This window comes from Sphingobacterium sp. FBM7-1, assembly GCF_020687765.1.
Lineage (GTDB): Bacteria > Bacteroidota > Bacteroidia > Sphingobacteriales > Sphingobacteriaceae > Sphingobacterium.
Genome location: NZ_JAJEWJ010000001.1, coordinates 882,921 through 907,743, shown reverse-complemented (window position 1 = coordinate 907,743; position 24,823 = coordinate 882,921). Strand labels below are relative to the sequence as shown.

The following is a 24,823-nucleotide window of genomic DNA, read 5'->3' as shown; positions in this document are numbered from 1 at the left end:
TAAAGAGATAATTGAAATAGTGTAAACCTTGTAACTTTTAATTTATATAATATGATGACTACGTTATTACAAGCTGCGCCAGGGGGCGGTGGATTGATGAGTTTCCTACCTATGATTCTGATTGTTGTGGTATTTTATTTCTTCATGATCAGACCACAAATGAGAAAGCAAAAAGAGCATAAAAAATATATAGAGGAATTAGGTGTGAATTCTAAAATTGTAACGACTGCTGGAATTCACGGACGTATTGTAGAAGTCAGCGAAACTACTTTTTTAGTAGACGTTGGTTCGGGAGTAAAAATGCGCTTTGACAAATCAGCTGTTGCGCTAGATGCCTCTAAAGCGGCAAACGGTGAAACCGTAAAGAAGTAATTTTTACATTTAACCGAATAAAAAGCAACCTAAACACAGGTTGCTTTTTTATTTTAGTATTTTTGTATTTATGGCACAACCTCGCATCACGAAGACAAGACGACGAAAAATCGCAATATTTTTGCGGTGTTTAGCTCTTTCGTTTATTGCTTGGTTACTATTTGCCGTCTCTACGGAGCAAATATATCGTATTGATGCTGGTATTTCCTATGTCAACATCCCAGAAAACAGAGCATTTCATCCTTTGCAGTCAGATACAGTCAATATTCGTATGCGGATGAGTGGTTGGAAGATGTTCATGAAACGATTGCGACCGGATACCCCTCGTGTCCAGGTGGATCTCAGCGGCTTGAAAACGAGAAACCATATTGTTTTTACGAATCAATTGGGGTATATCAACCGACAATTTCCTGTGGATAATCAAGTGATCGGGGTGTCTCCGGATACCCTATATTTCGATTTTTCGAAGCAAACACAGCGAAAAGTGCCTGTCCGACCATTGTATGATATACAATTTAAGAAGCAATACGGTATCGTAGGGGACACCCGAGCAAATCCCGAATATGTTACGGTAACGGGACCGTTGGAAGATGTCGCGAATATTGATTATTTAGAGACAGATACCATTCGGGGTGCGAGCGTGGCTACTGATGTACGCACGATCGCGTATTTAAATAAACATCAAAAAAATAATATTACCATTTATCCCACTTTTTCAGAAATTACTATTCCGGTCGGGGAGATTACTGAAAAGGTTGTTGAAGTACCTCTTAAGGCTGAAAATGCTTCCCGCTATACTTCCGTTCGGACCTTACCGAGCAAGGTTAAAGTTACCTTTTTGGTCTCGTTGAAGGACTATAATAAATGGTCTTCGCGGGACTTCGAAGCGGTGATAGACATCGAGAATTGGGAAACTAATAAAGTAAAGAATCTTCCTGTCATCTTAACCAAAGTTCCGGAGCATTGCGATGTTATCCGTATAGAACCGCAAAACGTCGATTTTTTTATAAGAAGATAATATGGGATTGAAAATTGGTATTACGGGAGGGATTGGATCCGGAAAGAGTTATGTTGCAAAGATTTTCAAGGCGTTAGGTGTGCCATTTTATGATGCTGATAAAGAAGCGAAAGCATTGATGGATAGCCATTTGGAAATGAAGTCAGCGTTGCTACAGGAATTTGGACCGGACGTTTACGATAGGCTAGGGCAGCTGAATCGCGGTTATCTAGCGTCCGAGGTGTTTAGAGATAAGAGCAGGTTAGCTAAGCTGAATGCAATTGTACACCCGATCGTTATCCAGCATGGCGAAGATTGGGCTTTTTCACAAACTTTTCCCTATAGCCTGAAGGAAGCGGCTCTGCTTTTTGAAAGCGAATCATATAAAAAATTGGACTATACGATTTTGGTAATAGCACCATTGGAGGTGCGTATTAGTCGCGTGATCCAGCGGGATAACACGACGAGACAAGATGTGTTAGATCGGATCGGTAAACAGTTGCCCGACGAGGAAAAACAGGCGATGGCTGATTTTACGATTGTAAATGACGGAATAACTCCATTACTTCCCCAGTTACTGCCATTGCATGAACGATTTCTAGAAGAAAAATATGTATGAGCATAATTCATGACGATTTTTTAGTGAAAGATGAGCTAGGTTATTATTGTCGGTATGGCGATTTTTATATTGACGCGCTGGCTCCTGTCAAAACAAATATAATCTCCCATGCGCACGGAGATCACGCTACGCAAGGACATCAAAAGATATATGCAACTCCTGCTACGTTTGCCCTGATGCAGAATAAATTTCCAAAAATGGCTGCAAGTAGTATGGAAGCTATCGTTTTTAAACAGGTATTTACGGTGGGAAAGGTAGCTATTACGTTTCTTCCGGCAGGACACATCTTAGGTTCTGCGCAAATATTAATGATTTATCAAGGAGTCAGTTACCTGTACACCGGCGACTATAAATTGCAGCGAGACGATACTTGCGAGCCTATCGTCATTCAGCGAGCGGATGTATTGATAACGGAGTCGACTTTTGCCGATCCATCCGTATCACATCCTGATGTGGACAAAGAGATTTTAAAATTGGAGGATATACCTCACAATATTATGCTGGGTTGTTATACGCTAGGTAAAGCACAGCGGCTAACCGCCTTGATCAATGATTTGCTCCCCGAAAGGGAAGTGTTGGTGCACCACAAAATGTATCCCGTGCATAAATTATATGATCAGTGGGGATACAAGCGGCTACGTTATAGTTTGTACAACCGGAAAGCGATGAAAGAAGGGCGTACAAACAAAATATACCTCGTCCCTCCACTTACATTTAATAGTTATTTTAAAGCGAAGAATGTGTTAAAAGCTTTTGCTTCTGGTTGGGAACGATTGCAAAGACAAAATGATATTGCGCTTTATATTTCTGATCATGTGGATTGGAAAGATATTCTTTGGTATGTAACCCAAGTTAACCCCCAACAGATATGGACTGTGCACGGCGACGGTCGCGCGCTAAAAAAACATTTTGAAGGAAAACTTATCGTGCGAGACATTCTATTGGCTTCATAAAACGGCATTTTTCTTGCAGGACCTCCTGATACAAGAAAAATAAGATTATATGAACAGATTTTTTAAGACGATAATAGCCGGATGGGGAGCTAAAAAGCTAGGGTTCGGTTGTTTTGGGACAATTATAGCGTTTATTATTATTTACTGGCTTTTGGGATATTTGTAAGAAAGGAGTGCAGTACGCGAACCGACGCACTGCACCCTTTATCAATAGCTAGTGTTTAAAATGTCTCACTCCGGTGATGACCATGGCTACGCCTTTTTCGTTGGCCATATCTACAGATAATTGATCTTTAATAGAACCACCTGGTTGTAATACAGCTGCAACACCAGCATCTCCCGCGATTTCCACACAATCCGGAAAAGGGAAGAATGCGTCCGAAGCCATGACGCTACCTTTGATAGCAAAGCCGAATGATTGTGCTTTTTCGATAGCCTGCTTTAGGGCATCTACTCGAGAAGTTTGTCCGACTCCAGAAGCAACCAAGGTTTTATCCTTCGCAAATACAATTGTATTCGATTTGGTATGTTTAACGATTTTATTGGCAAAATAAAGGTCATCAAGTTGTGCGGTGGTAGGCTGAACCGTTGTCACCGTTTTCATTACCTCGGGACCTTCCACTGTATTATCTTTGTCCTGTAGAATAACGCCGTTTAATAATGTTTTGAACTGTTCTTTAGGAAGTTGGACTGCTTTACGTTTCAGAATAATGCGGTTTTTCTTTGCCGTCAATACTGTTAATGCATCCGCTGTATAAGCAGGAGCGATAAGCACTTCAAAGAAAAGGTTGTTGATTTCTTCCGCAGTTTCTTTGTCGATCTCTCCATTCGCGATTAATACACCACCAAATGCCGATATCGGGTCACATGCTAAGGCATCTATCCACGCTTGTTTAATCGTAGGGCGGGATGCCACACCACAGGCGTTTGTATGTTTCAGAATAGCAAATGTTGGATCTTGAAACTCGTCAATAATAGCTACTGCCGCATCTACATCCACCAAATTGTTATACGAAAGCTCTTTTCCATTCAATTTTTCAAACATCGCGTCCAGGTCACCGAAGAACGTCCCTTTCTGATGCGGATTTTCACCGTATCGTAAGGTTTGTGCCTGTTGGACCGATTGTTTAAAAACCGGAAGGGCATTCTCTTGGTTGAAGTAATTAAAAATAGCAGTATCGTAATGCGAGGAGGTATTGAACGCACGTTTTGCAAATTCTTTACGCTGTTCCAATGTAGTTTGTCCCTCCTGCTGTGCCAAGATTTTTTCCAGTTCGTGGTAATCGCTTTTGGAAGAGATAATGACTACATCATTGAAGTTTTTGGCAGCAGCACGAATTAAAGAGATTCCGCCAATGTCAATTTTTTCGATAATGTCTTGCGCTGCGGCACCAGAGGCAACAGTCTCCTCAAACGGGTAGAGATCAACGATCACCAAATCAATTTCCGGAATTTCGTATTGCGCTAATTGCTGTTGATCATCGGCCAACGGACGACGAGCCAATATACCTCCAAATACTTTTGGATGAAGAGTTTTGACACGGCCACCTAAGATCGAAGGATAACTCGTTAAATCTTCGACGGGAATGACGTCGACTCCCTGTTCGCGAATAAACGCTTCTGTTCCGCCTGTAGAGTAAAAAGTAACTCCGTATTTGTTTAATAATTTAATGAGGGGGGCTAAGTTGTCTTTATAATAGACGGACACCAAAGCATTTTTAATCTTAACAGGATGATTCATATGTGTAAAAAAAGTGTTTTTTAAGCAACAGGAAATACCTATTGCCCTATTTTTGGAGCCACAAAGGTAAGCATTAATTGTATTTCTTTAATAAATTCTCGATAATTTTAGGGAAATGCTGATGCTCCAACTGCTGTCCCTTGAACTTAATAATTTCTAAGCTATCTTCCGATTCGATTTTGAATTTTGCTTGGTAAATAACTTCGCCTTCATCAAAGTTTTCATTTACGAAATGGATCGTGATACCGTGTTCCTCGTCGCCAGCTTCTAGTACTGCTTTGTGCACGCGATCGCCATACATGCCTTTGCCACCATACTTCGGTAGGAGAGCTGGATGAATATTGATGATTTTATTGGGAAATGCTTTCAATAAATTTTGAGGCACCAGCCATAAGAAACCAGCTAAAACAACTAGGTCTATTTCTAAGCGTTTTAGAATATCGATAATTTCGTCTGTTTCATAAAACGCTTGTCTATCAAAGACGTGCGTCGGGATTTCGAAATTATCCGCGCGTTGTAGAACGTAAGCATCCGGATTATTGCTTAGGACTAAGGCTACTTCGGCCAGACTGGAATATTTAAAATACTCCATAATTTTTTGTGCGTTGGAACCCGAACCAGAAGCAAAAATAGCAATGCGTTTTTTCACGATTAAGTGTCTTTTTATGTTGTCAAGTTGATTTTTACCCCAAACTTAGGTAATTTTTTATTCCCTTAATAATTTCTCCATAATTTCTATGCTGATCGGCGTTACACTTTTAGCAGCATTAGATAAGGTAATTACGACCGTTTTGGTATCTGGCGATATACCGATAAAGGCACTGCTACTTGGCGTTTCTCCAATTTGATGGCTACTTGGCGTTTCTCCAATTTGATGTAAATAGAGCACGCCGTCTAACATACTCATATGCCAAGCCAATCCGATATCTGTATTATCCGGCAGGAAAAATGTAAATTGTCTGGTCAGCGCCAGTGCTTCCTGTAGCGAATTTTCTTGCATTTTGAAATGCTCGACAGCAAATAGCATTAGGTCGCGGAGGGTAGATTTCTGCGCCGTTGTGTTATCGAGTTGGAGAGGATCAAGCAGTACCTCTTGTAGATATTGCGAATAAGGCTTTTGACTGATAGTAGCAATAAGTTCTTCCAGTAGCGCATAACCCGTTTCACTGTACGCATATTCGGTGCCCGGCTCAAGTGGCGCCTGATAATTTTTTAAAAAGCTAAAAAGCGCCGCCCGATCGGCTGCTACAACTACGTTTTCGGGAAGGCTCGAGGTATGGTTGGCTAAGGTTTTAAAAGTAACATCTTGCAGTGATGGGTTTTTCGCTACGGAATCTGGAAGGAAATTAATAATGGACTCCTCCAACCCAATGGTATCCTTCACGATTAACCCAGCGAGTACCGTGGCAGTGAATAGGTGCTTGAGCGCACCGATTTCATACGGTGTGTTTTCAGTAGGCAAAGTATCGTTTCCTGCTGCTGTTTTGCCATATAGAAAGGTACGGTATTTATTTTGGTGAAAAACGGCAATCGCCAGTGATTGCGTGTTTTGTTTGCTAATGTAACTGTTGGCTACCGAATCTACGTGGAAATCCAGCGGTGTTTCCGTTTCTACTTGACGAATGACCACTTTCTTTTCAGGTAATTCAGTTTCTTTTATCTTCTTCTCCGCAGCCGTAAAGGATAACGTTGTATAACGAAATGTACTGTCTATGGCGAACTTGGTGAGCAACTGATGCTCGTTAGCGAAATATAGCCGATAGGTGGCCGTCTGTCCTTTAAAATCTTCTACTTCCACATCGGTTATACGACCTAAGGGATATATATATTGCAACATAAAGGTGAACTGATCCGGCGTAACCTGTTCTTGAAAGGCCTCGGACGCTAAATGGTAAATAGAGTCCGTCATCTGGGTATTGATAAAAAATTCTATTTTATTGAAAACGGCGCGATTGGCCTCTTCTGTTTTTGTTTGTCCAAATCCCGTCAGTGCCGTGCACATAAACAGTAAGCAAAATAACATCCGAATCATACGGCAAAATTACAGAACTATTGTTTATAAGCCAATTATTTGTTTTAAACGAGCGTAGCCGGACTTACTGATATTAATTTTTTCGCCTGTCAGCAGCGTGGCGATATAACTTTCTTTTTCCATCGGTTCAATTTTGGCAAGTTGATCAACCTTAGCGATATAAGAGCGATGTACCCGCACAAACTGCTTAGGGTCTAACTGTTTTTCAAACGAGGCCATGGTTTTGTTTTTAAGAAACATGCCGTCTTTCGTATGGATTTTAACGTAATCATCGTAGGCTTCTAAAAAGACAACTTGTTGTACGGGGATAATCTTAATCTGTGTCCCGTTTTTTACAACAATCCTTTCCAGCACCTCTTCCTCGCGTATTGCCTCGACTTTGGCCGCTATTTCTTTTGTTGGCGTGCACTGGAAATTGTTTCTGAACTTTGCCAAGGCCTGTTCAAACCGTGTCTTGCTGATTGGTTTAAGAAGGTAATCGATGGCATTTTTTTCAAAAGCTTTAATCGCAAATTCGTCAAAGGCTGTGGTGAAGATAACGTTTGGCATTTCATCCAGGATCTCTAACATCTCAAACCCCGTCAATTTAGGCATTTGAATGTCTAAGAAAATAAGGTCAGGCCGGTGCTGTTGAATCATTTTTGCACCTTCGAATCCATCCCCACATTCAGCCGAAATTTCAATATCCGAATAGGGCTGTAAATATTCAGCGATGACCATACGTGCTAAAGGCTCATCATCTACAATGATCGTCTTAATCATATTGTGGAATTTTTAAGGTAGAAGTAAACGTATTTTTATAAGTCGATGTGTTTAATAAATCCGTACGGCTATATAGTAAGAACAGGCGTCGTTGGATACTGGAAAGCCCGAATCCCGTTCCTTTTCGGCCTTCAAACTGATCGGTATCAAAGGGATTGGTAATCGCAATATACAGTAGATAGTTTTCCAATCGGATATGGACCGTTATTTCTACTTCACCGATGACATTGTACAGGCCAAATTTGATAGCGTTTTCCAATAGCGGTTGGATAATCATCGACGGGACTTTCGCTTTTTTTGCTTGTTCTTCTATATGAAAAGTAGTTGTCAGCCGATGGCCGAACCGCACTTTTTCGATGTCGAGATAGAGGCTCAAATGCGTGATTTCATCACTGAGCGGAATCAACTGCTTATCATCCTTTCGCATCGTACCACGTAAGAAATCAGAAAGTTGGAAAGTCATATTACGCGCCTCGTCTGGTTTGCTGCCGATGAGCGCAATGATCGAGTTGAGGCTGTTAAACAAAAAATGGGGTTGAAGCTGTTGGCGTAGATTATACAATTCAGCATCCCGTAAGATACGTTCCGATTCTTCTTTGCGCTTTTTGTTCTCTTCGTATTCTTCCTGGATGTTCCAGAAAACATTAATAATGATGATGCATAACAGCAATAGGAAATTAATGACAAACCGGTGGGGCAAGACCTCATAGAAATGCGTGAACGAAATGTCGTCAAAAAACTGATTCAAAAAGAATATCGATAACCCTACACTGACTATGGTCAAGGTTAAACAAATCAATATAATTTTTACGTACTGATTTTTTCGGGGTAAATAGAATTGAAGCGTACTGTATATAAGATAGCAGCAGATCGTAATCGATAGCGCGCCGATCAGCGGCTCGTAGGGAGAGATGTTTTTAGGATGCAGATCCCACCACAACAAACAATAAGAAACGGCAAAATATAAGATGCATATTGTCCATGTACTTACATGTATCAAGCGGTTTTTCGTTGTGAGTTTGAAAGTCATCTTATGCTTAGCTGTTTTTTATCGTGATGCTACCAAATAACGAGGTGCCCGTGATGTATAGGCATTTGTTCTGATCCTGTACATTCGAGAGAATCGCCCGGCGGTCGTCATTTTCGCTCAAAATCGAAGAGGCCGTCGTTGTTACAATCCAATGCGGTGGTACAATAATTTTTGTGCTGCCTAATAGCTGAAAAACATCCAGGGCTATAGGTTGCTTAATATCTGCCTGTAATAAGTTGATTTCGATGCTGCCAAAAAGATTGGTCATGTTTCCACCCAGAAAATTCTTAGAAAAAACGATTTTCTTGGCATATCCGAATATCGATTCTACCCGAATGTAATTTTCGCCTTCATAGACGTATTCATTTTTTTCGTACGGATTATTCCCTTTATTCTTTTCACTTTCCGACGGCTCAAAGGGAGAGGCATAATCGGTATCCGCTTGCGTATCCACCCGCTTATCCCAATCAAATTCATCGCTTGATACACTTTGGGGTGGGGGAGGCGTATGTGGTGGGACGGGAGGGAGACTGGCGGGCTTGCGGTTTCGCGCAATAAAATAGATGCCGAAGGTAATCGCGGCGATGGGCACAATCACCCCCCAGAAAGGAAGGTCGATTATTCGCTTCACAATAAAGAGTCCACCGATGGCAATTAAAATCACTGCTGATTTATTTTCGAATTTAGAGTTAATTCCAATCACGACACCGATGATAATCAAAATCATCTCCCAGCCGAAGAATGCTCTCAAGAAGGGTAAGCTGATGCCGAGATTGCGCATTAGGAGCGCAGTCCCTAGGAATACGATTGCAAACCCCACGATAGTCGCGCTTTTATTATTTCCTCTCGGAGGGCTCGGTGGTGGTGTTTTAGAATCTCTTTCTCTTTCCATTATACTTACTGTTTTTATGTTATTCAAAAGTATAGCAATACTTCAATATCCGCTTGCCAAAATAGGTAATCCAAGATACTTTTTCGGTAAACACCCTGATTTTTTCGGTGAAACCGACGCACGTTCAAAAAAATGTTTATCGCATGGATTAACATTTTTTAATTAAATTTGGAAACATGAAATTAATTATTATATATTTATAGCGAAAAAGGATTTAAACTTAAATACTTACAATCTAATGGGAGATTTTGAAAACAAAGAGCGTGAAGAAGTATTTTCAAAAAAGGTGAGAGCGGGAAAGCGTACCTATTTTTTTGATGTAAAGGCAACTCGTTCTAACGATTACTATGTAACCATCACAGAAAGCAAAAAACGCTTTGAAGATGGACAGTTTATTAAGCATAAGATTTTCTTATATAAAGAAGATTTTGAGAAATTTGCTGAAGGATTGACAGAGGTGGTGGACTATATCAAGGCTAACCAAGACGTTGTTGAAAAACGCTATGAACCGAATCAAGAAGACTCAGCCGAATATGCGCAAAAAGACAATTATTCTTTCTAACATATTCAACAATAAAACATATAAAAGCCACTATTAAGTGGCTTTTTTTTATATTATTGCTAATTTCGTGGCTTATCATTTTGTTTGATTATGCATAAAATTAAGGTTCACACACTCTTGCTAGCCGGCCTGTTATTTGTCGGTCCATTATACGCACAACAGAAATCGTTGCGTTTTGCACAAGCATGGGGACAGGAAGCATCGGTCACCAAGCCGATCAACCAATATGTCGGTTGGGCAGACGCTAATCATTATATTGAACAGGATATCACCGATAGCAAGCGTTATCAGGTACACGTCAAAACCGGCGAGCGGACCTTGTATACACCACCGGTGACGTCCGATACAGAAGTTTTTGTCAGGGATAACGATATTTACATCCGCCGTGGACAAGGCCAGGCTGTACAGTTGACACACTCTCCTGAGATCGAGGAGAAAAACCCGACCATTTCGCCGGATGGCCAATATGTAGCGTTCACGCGTGCGAATGACCTATACAGCGTGAACATAGACGACGGCAGTGAGCGACGTTACACCTCGGACGGAACCGATGTCATTTACAACGGTTGGTCATCTTGGGTGTATTACGAAGAAATATTAGGTCGCCGGACAAACTATAAAGCGTTCTGGTGGTCGCCGGATAGCAAGCAATTGGCTTTTATGCGTTTCGATGACACACAGGTCCCCATGTTCCCGATCTATGTTTCCGAAGGGCAGTACGGTTATCTGGAGGAAACCCGTTACCCCAAGGCAGGTGATTCCAATCCACAGGTCAAAGTAGGATTTGTTAAGACAGAAGGATCGCCGATCGTTTGGGCTGATTTTGAGGAGCAAACAGATCAATATTTCGGAGAGCCCTATTGGAGTTTCGATAGCCAAACCATCATGGTGCAGTGGATGAACCGGGACCAGACCAATCTAAAGTTTTATGCCGTGGATCCTGTCAGCGGTCGTAAGAATGCGATATACAATGAAGAACAAGCCACTTGGATTAATCTGGACCATGACGAACGGATTACCTATCTGGCCGACAACAAACATTATATACTGAAATCAGACCGTACGGGCTGGGCGCATTATTACTTGTATACATTAGCGGGCCAGCTGGTAAATCCCCTAACGTCGGGCGACTGGCAGGTAACGTCGCTGGAGCGCATAGACGAAAAAAATAAAGTCGTGTATTTTACGGCACGTAAAGAAAATTCGGCTACGGTAGATTTATATCGGGTCGATTATGATGGAAAGGGATTAAAGCGCCTAACATTCGGGAAATATACACATGAAGTAAAAATCTCTCCTGATGCAGCGTATTTTATCACCACCTATTCGAATGTTTCTACCCCGCCGAGAGTAGCTTTAGTCAATAAGCATGGAAAGATCATAAAAGAGCTGGCGGACAGTAGGTCAGCAGATTTTGATCAGTACGATATCGGGCGGACAGTCTATTTTACCATTCCATCTGAGGATGGGAAATTTGATCTCCCGGTAATCATAACTTATCCAATCGGTTTCGATGAGGCAAAAACATATCCCGTCATTATGAGCATCTATGGCGGCCCGGATGCCGGAACCGTTAAAAATACCTGGAAAGGCATGTCAAACCAATATTGGGCACAAGAAGGCATTATTCAGATCACCTGTGATCACCGCGCATCTGGCCATTTTGGCAAACAAGGCGTTGCATGGATGCATAGAAATTTAGGGAAATGGGAAATGATCGATTATACAACGGTAGCCAAATGGTTAAAGGCCAAACCGTGGGTCGCAGATAATAAGTTGTTGATTACCGGACACAGTTACGGAGGTTACCTAACCTGTATGGCCTTGACCCAAGGGGCTGACTATTTTGATTACGGTATCGCTGGTGCGCCCGTTACAAGTTGGGAGCTGTATGATACCCATTATACAGAAAGGTGGATGGATACCCCGCAAGACAATCCACAAGGCTATCATGCAGGATCCGTGTTGACCTACGTGAACCAGTATAAGGGCGGATTACGGATTATGCATGGCGATATCGACGACAACGTTCACCTGCAGAATACCTTACAATTGGTCGATGCGCTGACCGAGCAAGAGGTGCCCTTTGAACTCATGATTTATCCTGGGAGTCGACACGGCTTCGCGCGGTCAAAAACAGCATATGACTTCAAAGAGCGGGTGCGCTTTTATTACCAATACCTGTTAGAAAGACCTGTGCCCGACGATTTTAAGTAGGAGACAAAGTTTTTTATCCGGGGTATTAGGCGTTTTTTCACTTTCAGAGACATGCAAAAACTCATTTAACATTCGGTTGGTGAATACAGGGCATTTTATTTAGGTTTGCATAATTATTTTTCAGCATGTTACAATATTTAAAACAGAGCACCTTTAAGGCGAATGATGTTTTTATGAACGCCATAAGTCTCCTGAAAAGCCATTATTTTTCGATTGCAGGACTATGTTTTTTACTGTTCATTACGTCCAGTTTATCGTCCTATTTAGCATTTAGGTTGGCCGATGCCAGTGGTGATGTCGTAAAAGGTTTGCTATGTTTTGTCTTCGTGACGCTTTTTTTCGGTACCCAGCTCGTACTTATAAAAAGAGCATTATTGCTGGCACGAGGTGTCGAACACGCCGCTTTTAAAGACTACATTCCATCCGCGAAACAATTTGTGAACTTTCTGATGGGGTTTATACTATACTCTTTTTTGCTAGGCATTGTTTATCTGCTCTCTTCGGTGATTAGTTTTCCCCTACTGTATTTAGGAGCCGATATGGAGACCTTGAGTATGGAGATCAATCCATTTCTTACCGGGTTGATTATGATGTTTGTTTTGCTTCGTATTACTTTTTTTCCTTTTTTTATTGTGGATAAGCGATATAGCCTTTCCCGTGCTTGTCGCTTAAGTGTGGCTTTAACAAAAGGGAACGTCGTTAAACTGTTGGTACTGATGCTCGTGGTCGGAACAGCCTATATCCTTCAGGTCTCGTCAGAGTATTTCGGTTATGCGATTATTGCCAAAATATTTAGCGCGATCAATACATTTATTATCATCCCGTCGGTTAGTTTGGTTATGGCAACAGCCTATCATGGTATGATGAAAGACTACACCGGAGGAGACGATCCCCAATTATTAAAAAATATAATTTAACAGGTATTTTGAAGAAGAGAAATATTGCCATATTAGGCTCGACCGGGAGTATAGGTACGCAAGCCTTAGCGGTAATAGCAGCATTTCCGGAGTTATTAACGGTTTCGGTCTTGACCGCGGCTGAAAATGCAGATCTGTTGATTGCCCAAGCGAAAGCCTTCAAGCCGAAAGCAGTTGTGATTGTCTGCGAAAGCAAATATATCCAAGTGAAAGACGCCTTAGCGCATTTAGATATAACGGTGCTGTCGGGAGAACAAGGCTTAGTCGAGGTCGTTCGATTGGAGGAGATCGACATGGTGCTCAATGCTATTGTGGGGTCAGCAGGATTGCGACCGACTGTCAAAGCCATCACAGAGGGGAAAGACATTGCGTTGGCGAACAAAGAAACACTGGTCGTAGCAGGGGAACTGATCATGGAACTGGTACGTCAATATAAGGTCGCCATGTTGCCGGTAGATTCCGAGCACTCCGCTATTTTTCAATGCTTGGTAGGCGAGCAGGCCAATCCCTTAGAGAAAATCTATTTAACCGCTTCCGGCGGACCCTTTCGGGGAAAAGATCGGGAGTTTTTAGCAAGCGTTACGAAAGAACAAGCGTTGAAGCATCCCAATTGGGTGATGGGTGCCAAGATCACGATTGATTCTGCCTCGCTAATGAACAAAGGTTTGGAAGTTATCGAGGCCAAGTGGCTTTTCGATCTGGACGTTGAGCAGATTGGCGTGATTGTACACCCACAATCGATCATTCATTCTATCGTCCAGTTTCAAGATGGTTCGATGAAAGCGCAGATGGGCTTGCCTGACATGAAGTTGCCGATTCAGAACGCGTTGACCTATCCCCGTCGACTACGTAATACATTTGAACGATTTGATTTTATGAATTACACGTCATTCACCTTTGAGGAGGCCGATCGGGATACTTTTCGTAATTTAGAGCTCGCTTATCAGTCACTTCGAGAGGGAGGAGATCGTCCCTGTGTCTTGAATGCCGCGAACGAAGTTGCTGTAACGGCGTTCTTGGCAGATGAGATTTCTTTTTTAGGAATGAGTACGTTGATTGAAGCGACAATGTGTCAGCAAAAAAAGGTGGAACACCCTACTTTAGAAGATTTGTTGGCGATAGATATGGAAACACGTATTGTGGCACGAAGTTTAGTGAAATAAGGAAAAAACAAATAAATGGGAACATTGGTCATGATTGGGCAGGTGATTTTAGGCCTGTCGATTTTAATAATATTACACGAGCTAGGACACTTTCTAGCCGCTAGAGCCTTTGGTATTAAAGTAGAAAAATTCTATCTTTTTTTTGATGCCTGGGGAGTCAAACTCTTTAAATTTACGTACAAAGGCTGTGAGTACGGAATAGGTTGGTTGCCCTTGGGCGGTTACGTGAAAATAGCCGGCATGATAGACGAGTCTATGGATACCGAGCAGCTGAAACAAGAACCACAGCCTTGGGAATTCCGCTCCAAACCAGCCTGGCAACGTTTGATCGTCATGTTAGGCGGTATCATTGTCAATGTCATTGTCGGAATCGTCGTTTTTTGGATGCTAGCATTCGCTTATGGCGACAGCGACGTAGACAATAGTAAGCTAGCCTATGGTGTAGTGCCGGGCATTATCGGCAAAGAAGTAGGTATACAACCCGGAGATAAGATTGTGCAGGTTAATGGTAAACCTGCCGTGGGCTTCCAGTCCGATTTGTTGAGTGCTGATGTGATGATGGGGGATGCGGTGCTGACCATCGAACGCCAAGGTGAACAAACAGAAATTGCCCTGCCTTCCGATATCTTGAATAAGGTAGCCGATCATAAAGTACTAGAATTTGTTCAGCCACGTCGGAAAATTCTTCATGTAGGTGACGTACAGCCCGGATCAACCGCAGAACGAATGGCATTTCAGGTGGGCGACAGTATTCTTGCAGTAAACGGTACGCCGACTGTGTTTTTTGACGAGTTTTCAGACGCTATTAAGAACAATGTCAACAAACCCTTAGCGATTAGCGTGATACGGGACGGCCAAGAAGTCAACCTCAGCGGGCGGGCAGACTCTTCTGCGACCGTTGGTGTTTCGCTGATTACCGAAGATTTACCCATCATCGCGCATACCTATGGTTTCTTGGAATCGCTGCCGATCGGTGCTACCCGCGCTATCGAAGTGATTACCGTGAATATCAAGGGCTTTGGTAAGATCTTTAAAGGAGATGTACGGGCAGATAAAGCTTTGTCGGGTCCGGTAGGTATAGCTAAAATGTTTGGAACAGAAGTCAACTGGTTGAAATTCTGGAGTCTAGTAGGTATGCTTTCCATGGCGCTGGCATTTATGAATTTGTTGCCCATACCTGCTTTAGACGGCGGACACGTGCTCTTTCTTTTGGTAGAAATGATTCAGGGTAAGCCCCTAAGCGATAATTTCTTAGAGAAAGCCCAAATGGTTGGTTTCTTTATTCTGATAGCATTGATGCTATTCACATTGGGAAATGATATTATAAAATGGTAATCTGCCTAAGTAGGATAGTGGTGGAATCCGTTTCGGAAGAAGTCCGCCAAAAAAAAATAACGTTGTAGTCATGGACGGAAAAACAAGAGCAAATATAAAACCCGGTATGTTGGTGCATATCGTATTGAAAAAAGATCAGCGTACGGGTAACCTTACGGAAGGAATAGTGAAAGATTTGCTTACTTCTGCACCTTTTCATCACCGGGGTATCAAGGTACGCTTAGAGGATGGACAGATCGGTAGAGTACAGGAAATATTGGAGGAATAATAATTTTGAATTTACACATTTTTATCCGTACCTTTGTCTCCCGTGAAAAAACAGATAACATGTCTCGTCGCAATGTCGCAAAGTTTCAATGTTTACGTTGACGCACAGCATATTAAATTTAATTTTTAGCCCGTTTGGGCTTTTTTTATGTCCCAAAGGTTTAGCTACGCAAAAAAACAAACAAATATAATAGAGCAATAAAAGAATGACCAACTACAGCAAACTACCAGCCATTTTGGTGCTTGAAGATGGAACGGTTTATCACGGTAAGGCCGCCGGAAAAATCGGTACAACTACAGGCGAAATCTGTTTTAATACAGGGACAACCGGTTACCAGGAAATCTTCACAGATCCATCCTATTACGGGCAGATTATGGTGACGACCAATGCGCATATTGGTAATTACGGAATTGACGAGGACGATACAGAGTCTGAAAAAATTCAGATTGCTGGTTTGGTCTGTAAAAATTATAATATCAACTACAGTCGCCACATGGCGGAAAAATCCATTCAAACCTATTTTGAAGAGGAGAACTTAGTGGGTATTTCGGATATTGACACCCGTTCACTGGTACGCCACATACGGCATAAAGGAGCAATGAACGCTATTATATCCTCGGAAACCTTGGACGTCGCGGAGCTCAAGGCGCAGCTTGCGCAGGTGCCCTCTATGGAAGGACTAGAATTGTCTTCTATCGTTTCCACCAAAGAGCCATATTATTATGGTGACGAGAGTGCACCTACCCGTATAGCCGTGCTCGATCTCGGGATCAAAAAGAATATTTTACGTAATTTTGATGCACGGCAGGTGTACGCAAAAGTATTTCCAGCGAAGACAACCTTTCAGGAAATGGAAGCCTGGAATCCCGATGGATACTTCATCTCCAATGGTCCAGGTGATCCGGCAGCCATCGACTATGCGCTACAAACGATCAAGGATATAGTGGCAGCCGATAAGCCGATGTTCGGTATATGCTTAGGGCACCAGATGCTGGCCTTGGCGCATGGCATCCGTACGGAAAAAATGCATAACGGACACCGTGGTATTAACCATCCGGTAAAAAATATCATTGCTAACCGCTGCGAGATTACCTCACAAAACCACGGCTTCGGCGTAGTGGCGGAAGATATAGTGAATTCAGATAAAGTGGAAGTTACGCATATCAACCTGAATGATAATTCGGTAGAGGGAATCCGTTTGAAGGGAAAGAAAGCATTCTCGGTGCAGTATCACCCAGAATCCTCTCCTGGACCGCATGACTCCCGTTATCTATTCGATGATTTTATAGCCATGATAAAGGGATAGCAAGAGAAGTTTTACGTTCTTTGTGAATGTGAAGCTTTTTCGCTAAATTTGGTTGTGCTAATTGTAAATAGTATTTCAGTGTGTTTTATACACTAAGATTGGAAGAAACTAATATAAGACGATAAAAAAATGAGTTTAATAATTGATGTTCATGCGCGTCAGATTCTGGATTCGCGCGGAAACCCTACAGTGGAAGTAGATGTAACTACGCAAAATGGTTTTGTTGGTCGTGCAGCGGTACCTTCCGGTGCTTCTACTGGTGTACACGAAGCTGTGGAACTACGTGATGGAGATAAGACGCGGTATCTGGGTAAAGGTGTTTTAAAAGCAGTAGAAAATGTAAACACCAAAATCGCCGAAGCACTTAAAGGTGTAGATGTGTTTGAACAGAATACCATCGATAAAATAATGATCGACTTAGATGGTTTGGAGAATAAAGGTAGTCTGGGTGCCAATGCAATCTTAGGCGTTTCTTTAGCAGTGGCTAAAGCTGCTGCACAAGAGTCACACCAACCTTTGTATCGTTACATCGGCGGTGTAAACGCAAACACATTGCCTATCCCAATGATGAATATTGTTAACGGTGGTTCGCACTCGGATGCTCCGATTGCTTTCCAAGAATTTATGGTGATGCCGGTAGGTGCGCCTTCATTTTCAGAAGCCCTTCGTTGGGGAACCGAAGTTTTCCATAGCCTAAAGAAAATTTTACACGACCGTAACCTATCTACAGCGGTAGGAGATGAGGGTGGTTTTGCACCTACGTTCGATGGTACAGAGGACGCGATTGAAACGATCCTAAAAGCTATCGAGACAGCAGGGTATAAGCCAGGATCGGATATCTGCTTGGCGTTAGACTGTGCTGCTTCCGAATTTTACGTAGATGGTAAATACGACTACAGTAAATTTGAAGGAGCAAACGGCGCCGTGCGCACGTCAGAAGAACAAGCGGCTTATTTAGCAAAATTAACAGAAAAATACCCGATCATCTCTATCGAAGATGGTATGCACGAAGATGATTGGACAGGCTGGAAATTATTGACAGACAAGATCGGCGACCGCGTACAATTGGTAGGTGACGACTTGTTTGTAACCAACACCAAACGTTTGCAGCAAGGTATAGATAGCGATACGGCTAACTCGATTTTGGTGAAAGTAAATCAAATCGGTTCCCTAACCGAAACGATCAATGCAGTTTCATTAGCACAGAACTCGGGTTATACGTCTGTCATGTCACACCGTTCCGGAGAGACAGAAGACTCCACAATTGCAGATTTAGCAGTAGCCTTGAACTGTGGACAGATCAAAACAGGATCCGCTTCACGTTCCGATCGTATGGCAAAATACAATCAGTTATTGCGTATCGAAGAAGAATTGGGCGAAAACGCACGTTTTATCGGCAAAGACTTCAAATACGCGATTAAGTAGCCAGATACGCAATCACGCAATAACATATAAAGAAGAGGAGGCATTTGTTTTTACTGCCTCCTTTTTTATAACGATTGGGGTTGATCCAAAGCTTGTACGATCCCTTCGTAATACCTTATGGCACATCCGGCTGTCCGCGATTGTAGGAAACAAAAAAATAATATTATCTTTATCACAGGATTCTTAATTTTGCCTTATGGAACGGTTTCTTGCATTGATTCAAAACAAATATCTAATAGCAGGTGTGGCATTCGTCATTTGGATGTGTTTTTTTGATCGCTACGATTTTGGGACCCAGTTTGCCTATCAGCAGGAAAAAGAAAAGTTAGAGCAAGAACGTACTTTCTACAAATCGGAGATAACCCGGATTGAAAAAGCTATAAGCGATGTCCAATATAATCCCAGCGAGATTCAACGCATCGCACGGGAGCGCTATAAAATGAAAAAGGATAACGAAGACATTTACGTTATCCAGTACGTTGAGCCAAAAAAATAAGGATCCCCGCTAAAACTTCAGGTGTTTTACTGTCAATCCATTATTGATAAGTTGTTTTAATGCGTCTATACCAATCTTCAAATGGGTTTCGACGTATTTCTCGGTGACTGCCAGATCACTTTCCGCTGTTTTAACACCATCGGGCACCATGGGTTGATCGGAGACCAATAAGAGCGCACCCGTCGGGATTTTATTAGCAAAACCCACACTAAATATGGTTGCGGTTTCCATATCCACCGCCATTGCCCGTATACTTTTGAGGTATTTCTTAAAGACTTTATCGTGTTCCCATACCCGCCGGTTAGTGGTATAAACCGTACCGGTCCAATAATCGAGCGAATAATCGCGGATGGTGGTAGAAATAGCTTTTTGGAGCGCAAAGGCGGGTAGCGACGGCACTTCCGGCGGGAAGTAATCATTAGATGTTCCCTCGCCACGTACCGCAGCAATCGGCAAGATCAGTTCACCTAAAGGAATCTTCTTTTTTAGCCCACCGGTTTTGCCCAAGAACAAAACAGCTTGCGGTGCGATAGCCGACAGCAGATCCATCACGGTAGCGGCCATGGGGCTTCCCATTCCAAAATTGATCATGGTAATACCGCCTGCTGTACAAGCCTGCATCGCTTTATCTTCCCCATAAATCGGGGCATTGTCATGCATGGCAGAAAACATCCGGACATATTTTGAAAAGTTGGTCAACAGCACATAAGGTTCAAATTCCTCTAAGGGGCAGCCCGTATAGCGGGGGAGCCAGTTGGCCACAATATCTGCTTTCGATTTTAATCCCGGTGTCACCGGCGTTTCTACGGTTTTCTTCGCTTTCGTCATAAAGGTATCCTCCTGATTAAACATGCTGACATTTAAAGTGTCCTAGGTAATATACAAAAAATCCCCCAACATCGTTGAGGGATTTGTGTGAAAAATAGTGTATCAACTAAATCTTAAGCGACATGCAATTTCTTCATGTCCGATTTCGCAAACTTCTGTTTCGCGTAATCCAGTGTGATATGCAGGGTTTTTGTATCCACAAACTCCTTACTGGTTGGAATCTCAAACATGGCATCCAGCATGATGGCCTCACAGATACTGCGTAAGCCACGCGCGCCGAGTTTAAACTCCCAAGCTTTATCCACAATGAATCCATAGACATCTTTGTCAAATACCAAGTCAATATCCTCATACTTAAATAGCTTCACGTATTGCTTGATGAGGGAATTCTTAGGCTCGGTTAAGATGCTTAATAGGGTGTCCTTATCCAACGGGTTCAAATACGTTAATACCGGAAGACGGCCGATCAGCTCCGGAATAAGTCCGAAGTTCTTCAAGTCTAATGGCGTAATATATTTATACAAGTTGTTAAGATCCACATCTTGCTCGTCGTCTTTCATTTTATACCCCACCGTTTGCGTGCGCAAACGATTAGCGATTTTCTTCTGGATACCGTCAAAAGCGCCGCCACACAAGAAAAGAATATTGCTGGTGTTCACGGAAATCATTTTCTGGTCAGGGTGTTTACGGCCGCCTTGTGGTGGTACATTCACGTTGGTCCCCTCCAAGATTTTCAAAAGCGCCTGTTGTACGCCCTCACCGGATACATCCCGTGTAATGGATGGATTATCACTCTTACGCGCTATTTTATCAATCTCATCAATATAGATAATTCCTCTTTCTGCTGCTGCCACATCATAATCTGCAGCTTGTAGCAGGCGCGTTAAAATGCTCTCCACATCTTCCCCCACGTAGCCCGCTTCGGTCAAAACCGTGGCATCCACGATACAGAAAGGGACATTTAATATTTTGGCAACTGTTTTTGCCAACAATGTTTTTCCGGTTCCGGTTTCCCCTACAATAATAAGGTTTGATTTTTCGATCTCAATTTCATCCTTATCCACCTTTTGGTTTAACCGTTTGTAATGGTTATAGACGGCGACCGAAATCACTTTTTTGGCATCATCCTGACCAATGACATATTGGTCCAGATGCTGTTTAATCTCTGTCGGGCGAACCAACTTCAACGCAGTTTGCAACGATTTACTTTTTCGTTGTTTCAGTTCTTCCGCCAGAATTTCGCCGGCCTGCGTGACACAGCGATCACAAATATGTGCACCGTCCCCTGCAATAAGCATTTGTGCATCATTTTTACTGATACCGCAGAAGGAACAACGGACGTCTTTGTTATTAATCTTACTCATTGATTAATGGTTATTTAACTTCTTTTTTGGGCAATAGTACCTCATCAATCATACCAAACTCTTTCGCCTCTACCGCTTTCATCCAATAATCCCGATCGGACGACTTCTCTACCCACTCATAGGATTGGCCTGAATGGTCGGCAATGATGGTATACAATTCTTCTTTCAATTTTAACATTTCGCGTAAATTGATTTCCATATCAGCTGCGACGCCTTGCGCACCGCCAGATGGCTGATGGATCATTACACGCGCATGTTTAAGCGCCGCACGCTTGCCTTTCGCTCCGGCTACCAATAAGACGGCACCCATAGAAGCAGCCATTCCAGTGCAGATCGTCGCAACGTCCGGCGCAATGTATTGCATGGTGTCGTAAATACCTAATCCGGCGTATACGCTACCTCCAGGCGAGTTGATATAAATCTGAATATCCCGTTGCGCGTCCGTAGACTGTAAAAACAAAAGCTGCGCTTGGACAATATTCGCCACTTGGTCGTTAATCGGATCCCCTAGAAAAATAATGCGATCCATCATCAGACGGGAAAAAACATCCATCTGCGCCACGTTCAATTGGCGCTCTTCAATGATATAGGGCGTCAAATTCGTAGGCGCATTTTGCACGCGGGAAATAAAACCATCGACATGCTGGCTTCCAATCCGATGATGCTTGATGGCATATTTTCTAAATTCGTTTTTATCTATATTCATGCTGTTCTTTTTTTCTTGTTTTCAACGACTAATATAAAATTATAATTTTAATATGTATTACAAATTTAGAACCGAATTATAATTTGGCAGTTCAGGTAAAAATTCAAATCTATTTTCGTCAAAATGTATGCGGCAATAATAGTGTGTTAAGCCGTTACTGACAAGGAGTAACGGTATTTTGTATACACTGTTGTAGTTGGCGATCTGATGGAACACCTTTTCGGTAATTTTGACAGTAGGCGATTTAAACTCTGCCAAAAGTATTTTTTCTCCCTTATTATTAAAAACCAGCAGATCGCTGCGCTTTTGCAGACTGTTCAACTTTAATCCGCCCTCAATATGCATCAGCGACTTGGGGTAACCCTTCGTTTGGTAGAGGTAATGCACCCAATGCTGTCTTACCCATTCTTCCGGCGTGAGCACCAGCTCTTTTTTCCGTAGCTCATCAAAAATAAAAAGCTTGTCCAGCTTTTGTGTGATTTTAGAAGAACAGGGAGGTAAATTCAACGGAATCGGCTCAAACATACACAAAAGTAAAAATTTAATATCGTATTTTCGCAAGGTATGAATGTAAATGCGATCCTCACCGATATCAAAAAAAAGAAATTCAGTCCGGTATATCTGCTTCACGGCGAAGAATCCTACTATATTGATCTAGTCGCCGAGGCATTGGAAAAACAGGTGTTGACCGAAGCCCAAAAAGGTTTCGACCAAACGATTTTATACGGAAAAGACACCAGTCTTGTGAACATCGTCAATGCAGCCAAGCGATATCCCATGATGAGCGATCATCAATTGATCATCATTAAAGAAGCACAGGACTTGAAGTGGAAAACGGAAGAGGAAGTCTTGCTGAAATACCTGACGCATTTGACACCCACCACGGTATTGGTATTTGCTTACAAGCATGGTAAATTCGACAAGCGCAAAAAAATCTACAAAGCATTTGAAAAGGCCGGCGTGGTGTTGGAGTCGGCCAAGCTGTATGACAATAAAGTAGGGGAGTGGATTACCGAACAATTTCGGGCGGCTCAACGGCAGATTCACCCACAAGCGGCGGCTTTGATGGCTGAATATCTCGGTACGGACCTCTCCAAAATCGCAAATGAGATCAACAAACTCGTGCTCAATGTAGCGCAGGAACAGGAAATTCAACCCCTGCATATCGAGCAGAATATCGGTATCAGTAAAGATTTTAATGTTTTTGAGCTGCAATCTGCGTTGGGTAAACGAAATGTTGTCAAAGCCATGCAGATTGTCGACTATTTTGCGGCCAACCCCAAATCGAATCCCTTGCCGGTTGTGATCGGTAATCTAGGGAATTATTTCACGAAAATCTTAAAATATCATTATCTGCCCGACAAATCCCCCGCTGTTGCCGCAAAGCAGCTAGGCGTGCATACATTTTTTCTAAAAGATTACGAAATAGCCGCGCGCAATTTCAACCGCGCCAAGACATTTGAAATTATCCATCAACTGAGTGCGTACGATTTAAAAACCAAGGGCTTAGACGTGGGGCCTTTTACCGAAAGCGGCGAAATTATCCGGGAACTCGTGTTTAAGATTTTGCACTAGTATCCGTCTCGTCCTGATCTTTCGGCAAGACTTCCGATTCGTGAACTTCCTTGTACGTCATTGTGACCGTCTCGGGGCCGGTTTCATTTTCTACTTTTAAGTCAACTTCCACTTTCTTCGTGCTTTTGGGCTTCCGAACCACGCCCCATTTCATCAGCAATACCTGAGTCGAGTTTCTTTTGAGTAGCTCCTTTTCCGGCTCGCCGATTAAGAAACCAAAGGCTTCCATAGAAGGGATCGCATCAAAGAGTACTTTGATTGTTGCCGTCAGTGGTAAGGCAAGAATCAAGCCTGAAAGCCCGAATAGCATACCGCCCAACAGGATCGCAATCATCGCCATAAGCGGGTTGATACTAACTTTACTGCCCACGATATTTGGCGTGATAATATTCCCTTCTAAAAATTGCACCACCTGGAACCAAGCCACCACTCCCACGGCATACCAGGCATTGTCTTTTACCGCCAGGGCGAACAGTGCTGGTAAAATGGAACCGATCGCAATCCCGATATAGGGTAGGAGCATCAGCAACGAAGCCAAGGTCCCGAAAAACCAGGCGTATTCGATGCCCATCAACATCAAACCCGCCGTATTGAGTATAGCAACAATACCCATTACGGTGATTAAGCCCAGTAGGTAGCTCTGCACGACATCATAAATCTTGTTCAAGGTCGTGTCGACCTTCGTGTGCGGTACACTTTTAAAAGCACGGAAAAAGAACTCCCGGAAGAAATCCCGGTAGTATAACAAGAAAAAGCTAAATAACGGCACCAAGATCACCCCGGCCACCATGTTGCCGATAGAACCAAATGTAGCGGTGACAACGCTACCCGCATTTGCCGCCAATTTGTTGCCCTGTTCCCGTAATTGATCCATCATTTCCGTACGCTCGATACCGAAACTTTCTTCCACCCAGGTCTGCGCCCGTTCCAACACCGAGACCACTTTCGCCGTTATGGCCGAGGCATCCTTCCCGATGATGATGGTCTGGTGGACGATAAACCAGCCGATGGCCCAGATAATCGCGATGGCGATCAATACCGATAACACGGCCGCAAAGGCTTTGCCCAGACGCAGACGCTCCAAGAACCGCGCTAGCGGAAATAATGAAATGGAGATGAGGATAGAAAACAATAACGGTACGAGGACGCTCTGCGTGATGTACATGAAAGCGAGTAAAAAAGCAGCGGCGATCAGGCTCGATGCTAAATCCAGCGAGTAGGGGTACTTTTTTGAGTTGTTATCCATTTCAGGGCTTTTCATAT

At 42.8% G+C, this 24,823-nt stretch carries 25 protein-coding genes; 14 read left to right on the top strand and 11 right to left on the bottom strand.

What is annotated here, in order from left to right:
- Window positions 1-51: 51 nt before the first annotated feature.
- The 4 genes from yajC (at window position 52) to LKO28_RS04230 (ending at window position 2,941) form a co-directional block, all read left to right on the top strand.
- Window positions 52-372, top strand: coding sequence for a preprotein translocase subunit YajC (yajC, locus tag LKO28_RS04245; protein WP_227693448.1), 321 nt, complete (start codon window positions 52-54; stop codon window positions 370-372).
- A gap of 121 nt (window positions 373-493) precedes the next feature.
- Window positions 494-1,390 (top strand): YbbR-like domain-containing protein, encoded by an 897-nt coding sequence (locus LKO28_RS04240; RefSeq protein WP_227693447.1) that lies wholly within the window; start codon window positions 494-496, stop codon window positions 1,388-1,390.
- Between the two features lies 1 nt (window position 1,391).
- Window positions 1,392-1,988, top strand: coding sequence for a dephospho-CoA kinase (gene coaE, locus LKO28_RS04235; protein ID WP_227693446.1), 597 nt, complete (start codon window positions 1,392-1,394; stop codon window positions 1,986-1,988).
- Entirely contained in the window at window positions 1,985-2,941 is a 957-nt protein-coding gene (locus LKO28_RS04230) for an MBL fold metallo-hydrolase (RefSeq protein WP_262905985.1), read from the top strand. Before coaE ends, LKO28_RS04230 begins: the two co-directional genes overlap by 4 nt.
- 214 nt (window positions 2,942-3,155) lie before the next feature.
- On the opposite strand, the gene purH is transcribed toward LKO28_RS04230, so the two are convergent.
- The 6 genes from purH to LKO28_RS04200 form a co-directional block, all read right to left on the bottom strand.
- Complete coding sequence (gene purH, locus LKO28_RS04225; protein ID WP_227693445.1) at window positions 3,156-4,682, bottom strand: bifunctional phosphoribosylaminoimidazolecarboxamide formyltransferase/IMP cyclohydrolase; 1,527 nt, start codon at window positions 4,680-4,682, stop codon at window positions 3,156-3,158.
- 73 nt (window positions 4,683-4,755) lie between these two features.
- Complete coding sequence (gene purN / locus LKO28_RS04220; protein WP_227693444.1) at window positions 4,756-5,331, bottom strand: phosphoribosylglycinamide formyltransferase; 576 nt, start codon at window positions 5,329-5,331, stop codon at window positions 4,756-4,758.
- Window positions 5,332-5,388: 57 nt separating this feature from the next.
- Entirely contained in the window at window positions 5,389-6,714 is a 1,326-nt protein-coding gene (locus LKO28_RS04215) for a serine hydrolase domain-containing protein (RefSeq protein ID WP_227693443.1), read from the bottom strand.
- A 24-nt stretch (window positions 6,715-6,738) separates the two neighbouring features.
- The gene (locus LKO28_RS04210; RefSeq protein ID WP_227693442.1) at window positions 6,739-7,476 is read right to left on the bottom strand and encodes a LytR/AlgR family response regulator transcription factor; all 738 of its coding nucleotides are present in this window, start codon (window positions 7,474-7,476) and stop codon (window positions 6,739-6,741) included.
- The gene (locus LKO28_RS04205) at window positions 7,469-8,506 is read right to left on the bottom strand and encodes a sensor histidine kinase (RefSeq protein ID WP_227693441.1); all 1,038 of its coding nucleotides are present in this window, start codon (window positions 8,504-8,506) and stop codon (window positions 7,469-7,471) included. The genes LKO28_RS04210 and LKO28_RS04205 overlap by 8 nt, the downstream gene beginning before the upstream one ends.
- A gap of 7 nt (window positions 8,507-8,513) precedes the next feature.
- Window positions 8,514-9,398, bottom strand: a complete 885-nt coding sequence (locus LKO28_RS04200) for a cell wall-active antibiotics response protein (RefSeq protein ID WP_227693440.1) — start codon at window positions 9,396-9,398, stop codon at window positions 8,514-8,516.
- Window positions 9,399-9,636: 238 nt separating this feature from the next.
- Between LKO28_RS04200 and LKO28_RS04195 the strand changes: the two genes are divergently transcribed.
- The 9 genes from LKO28_RS04195 (at window position 9,637) to LKO28_RS04155 (ending at window position 19,087) form a co-directional block, all read left to right on the top strand.
- Entirely contained in the window at window positions 9,637-9,960 is a 324-nt protein-coding gene (locus LKO28_RS04195) for a DUF3276 family protein (RefSeq protein WP_227693439.1), read from the top strand.
- A 90-nt stretch (window positions 9,961-10,050) separates the two neighbouring features.
- A complete protein-coding gene (locus LKO28_RS04190) occupies window positions 10,051-12,177 on the top strand; it encodes a S9 family peptidase (RefSeq protein ID WP_227693438.1) in 2,127 nt (708 codons plus the stop codon).
- A gap of 125 nt (window positions 12,178-12,302) precedes the next feature.
- Window positions 12,303-13,094 carry a hypothetical protein gene (locus LKO28_RS04185; RefSeq protein WP_227693437.1) on the top strand — a complete coding sequence of 264 codons (792 nt, stop codon included), beginning with the start codon at window positions 12,303-12,305 and terminating at the stop codon, window positions 13,092-13,094.
- 8 nt (window positions 13,095-13,102) lie between these two features.
- Window positions 13,103-14,257, top strand: coding sequence for a 1-deoxy-D-xylulose-5-phosphate reductoisomerase (locus LKO28_RS04180; RefSeq protein ID WP_227693436.1), 1,155 nt, complete (start codon window positions 13,103-13,105; stop codon window positions 14,255-14,257).
- A 15-nt stretch (window positions 14,258-14,272) separates the two neighbouring features.
- A complete protein-coding gene (gene rseP / locus LKO28_RS04175) occupies window positions 14,273-15,592 on the top strand; it encodes an RIP metalloprotease RseP (protein WP_227693435.1) in 1,320 nt (439 codons plus the stop codon).
- Window positions 15,593-15,662: 70 nt separating this feature from the next.
- Window positions 15,663-15,860, top strand: coding sequence for a YwbE family protein (locus LKO28_RS04170; RefSeq protein ID WP_227693434.1), 198 nt, complete (start codon window positions 15,663-15,665; stop codon window positions 15,858-15,860).
- A 205-nt stretch (window positions 15,861-16,065) separates the two neighbouring features.
- A complete protein-coding gene (carA, locus tag LKO28_RS04165) occupies window positions 16,066-17,166 on the top strand; it encodes a glutamine-hydrolyzing carbamoyl-phosphate synthase small subunit (protein ID WP_227693433.1) in 1,101 nt (366 codons plus the stop codon).
- Window positions 17,167-17,295: 129 nt separating this feature from the next.
- The gene (gene eno, locus LKO28_RS04160) at window positions 17,296-18,591 is read left to right on the top strand and encodes a phosphopyruvate hydratase (RefSeq protein ID WP_227693432.1); all 1,296 of its coding nucleotides are present in this window, start codon (window positions 17,296-17,298) and stop codon (window positions 18,589-18,591) included.
- Window positions 18,592-18,787: 196 nt separating this feature from the next.
- Window positions 18,788-19,087, top strand: coding sequence for an FtsB family cell division protein (locus LKO28_RS04155; protein ID WP_227693431.1), 300 nt, complete (start codon window positions 18,788-18,790; stop codon window positions 19,085-19,087).
- Window positions 19,088-19,096: 9 nt separating this feature from the next.
- Here the strand turns inward: LKO28_RS04155 and LKO28_RS04150 are convergent, their stop codons facing one another.
- The 4 genes from LKO28_RS04150 to LKO28_RS04135 all read right to left on the bottom strand — a co-directional run bounded on the left by LKO28_RS04150 (window position 19,097) and on the right by LKO28_RS04135 (window position 22,510).
- Window positions 19,097-19,939, bottom strand: coding sequence for an AMP nucleosidase (locus LKO28_RS04150; RefSeq protein WP_411028031.1), 843 nt, complete (start codon window positions 19,937-19,939; stop codon window positions 19,097-19,099).
- 89 nt (window positions 19,940-20,028) lie between these two features.
- A complete protein-coding gene (gene clpX / locus LKO28_RS04145; RefSeq protein WP_227693430.1) occupies window positions 20,029-21,279 on the bottom strand; it encodes an ATP-dependent Clp protease ATP-binding subunit ClpX in 1,251 nt (416 codons plus the stop codon).
- 10 nt (window positions 21,280-21,289) lie between these two features.
- Window positions 21,290-21,985, bottom strand: coding sequence for an ATP-dependent Clp endopeptidase proteolytic subunit ClpP (gene clpP, locus LKO28_RS04140; RefSeq protein WP_227693429.1), 696 nt, complete (start codon window positions 21,983-21,985; stop codon window positions 21,290-21,292).
- A 57-nt stretch (window positions 21,986-22,042) separates the two neighbouring features.
- Entirely contained in the window at window positions 22,043-22,510 is a 468-nt protein-coding gene (locus tag LKO28_RS04135; RefSeq protein WP_227693428.1) for a type I restriction enzyme HsdR N-terminal domain-containing protein, read from the bottom strand.
- A gap of 39 nt (window positions 22,511-22,549) precedes the next feature.
- Between LKO28_RS04135 and holA the strand changes: the two genes are divergently transcribed.
- A complete protein-coding gene (gene holA, locus LKO28_RS04130) occupies window positions 22,550-23,560 on the top strand; it encodes a DNA polymerase III subunit delta (RefSeq protein WP_227693427.1) in 1,011 nt (336 codons plus the stop codon).
- On the opposite strand, the gene LKO28_RS04125 is transcribed toward holA, so the two are convergent.
- Complete coding sequence (locus tag LKO28_RS04125) at window positions 23,544-24,806, bottom strand: AI-2E family transporter (RefSeq protein WP_227693426.1); 1,263 nt, start codon at window positions 24,804-24,806, stop codon at window positions 23,544-23,546. The two genes, holA and LKO28_RS04125, sit on opposite strands and share 17 nt — an antisense overlap.
- Window positions 24,807-24,823 lie beyond the last annotated feature (17 nt).

What these genes read in the sequence shown, in the direction of transcription:
- LKO28_RS04170 (WP_227693434.1), top strand. Translation starts at nt 15,663, where the DNA reads ATGGACGGAAAAACAAGAGCAAATATAAAACCCGGTATGTTGGTGCAT.
- clpP (WP_227693429.1), bottom strand. Translation starts at nt 21,985, where the DNA reads ATGAATATAGATAAAAACGAATTTAGAAAATATGCCATCAAGCATCAT.
- LKO28_RS04125 (WP_227693426.1), bottom strand. Translation starts at nt 24,806, where the DNA reads ATGGATAACAACTCAAAAAAGTACCCCTACTCGCTGGATTTAGCATCG.
- yajC (WP_227693448.1), top strand. Translation starts at nt 52, where the DNA reads ATGATGACTACGTTATTACAAGCTGCGCCAGGGGGCGGTGGATTGATG.
- LKO28_RS04200 (WP_227693440.1), bottom strand. Translation starts at nt 9,398, where the DNA reads ATGGAAAGAGAAAGAGATTCTAAAACACCACCACCGAGCCCTCCGAGA.
- LKO28_RS04205 (WP_227693441.1), bottom strand. Translation starts at nt 8,506, where the DNA reads ATGACTTTCAAACTCACAACGAAAAACCGCTTGATACATGTAAGTACA.
- LKO28_RS04150 (WP_411028031.1), bottom strand. Translation starts at nt 19,939, where the DNA reads ATGTTTAATCAGGAGGATACCTTTATGACGAAAGCGAAGAAAACCGTA.
- rseP (WP_227693435.1), top strand. Translation starts at nt 14,273, where the DNA reads ATGGGAACATTGGTCATGATTGGGCAGGTGATTTTAGGCCTGTCGATT.
- purH (WP_227693445.1), bottom strand. Translation starts at nt 4,682, where the DNA reads ATGAATCATCCTGTTAAGATTAAAAATGCTTTGGTGTCCGTCTATTAT.
- carA (WP_227693433.1), top strand. Translation starts at nt 16,066, where the DNA reads ATGACCAACTACAGCAAACTACCAGCCATTTTGGTGCTTGAAGATGGA.
- LKO28_RS04185 (WP_227693437.1), top strand. Translation starts at nt 12,303, where the DNA reads ATGTTACAATATTTAAAACAGAGCACCTTTAAGGCGAATGATGTTTTT.
- coaE (WP_227693446.1), top strand. Translation starts at nt 1,392, where the DNA reads ATGGGATTGAAAATTGGTATTACGGGAGGGATTGGATCCGGAAAGAGT.
- clpX (WP_227693430.1), bottom strand. Translation starts at nt 21,279, where the DNA reads ATGAGTAAGATTAATAACAAAGACGTCCGTTGTTCCTTCTGCGGTATC.
- LKO28_RS04215 (WP_227693443.1), bottom strand. Translation starts at nt 6,714, where the DNA reads ATGATTCGGATGTTATTTTGCTTACTGTTTATGTGCACGGCACTGACG.
- LKO28_RS04195 (WP_227693439.1), top strand. Translation starts at nt 9,637, where the DNA reads ATGGGAGATTTTGAAAACAAAGAGCGTGAAGAAGTATTTTCAAAAAAG.
- LKO28_RS04190 (WP_227693438.1), top strand. Translation starts at nt 10,051, where the DNA reads ATGCATAAAATTAAGGTTCACACACTCTTGCTAGCCGGCCTGTTATTT.
- LKO28_RS04230 (WP_262905985.1), top strand. Translation starts at nt 1,985, where the DNA reads ATGAGCATAATTCATGACGATTTTTTAGTGAAAGATGAGCTAGGTTAT.
- LKO28_RS04210 (WP_227693442.1), bottom strand. Translation starts at nt 7,476, where the DNA reads ATGATTAAGACGATCATTGTAGATGATGAGCCTTTAGCACGTATGGTC.
- LKO28_RS04155 (WP_227693431.1), top strand. Translation starts at nt 18,788, where the DNA reads ATGGAACGGTTTCTTGCATTGATTCAAAACAAATATCTAATAGCAGGT.
- holA (WP_227693427.1), top strand. Translation starts at nt 22,550, where the DNA reads ATGAATGTAAATGCGATCCTCACCGATATCAAAAAAAAGAAATTCAGT.
- LKO28_RS04135 (WP_227693428.1), bottom strand. Translation starts at nt 22,510, where the DNA reads ATGTTTGAGCCGATTCCGTTGAATTTACCTCCCTGTTCTTCTAAAATC.
- eno (WP_227693432.1), top strand. Translation starts at nt 17,296, where the DNA reads ATGAGTTTAATAATTGATGTTCATGCGCGTCAGATTCTGGATTCGCGC.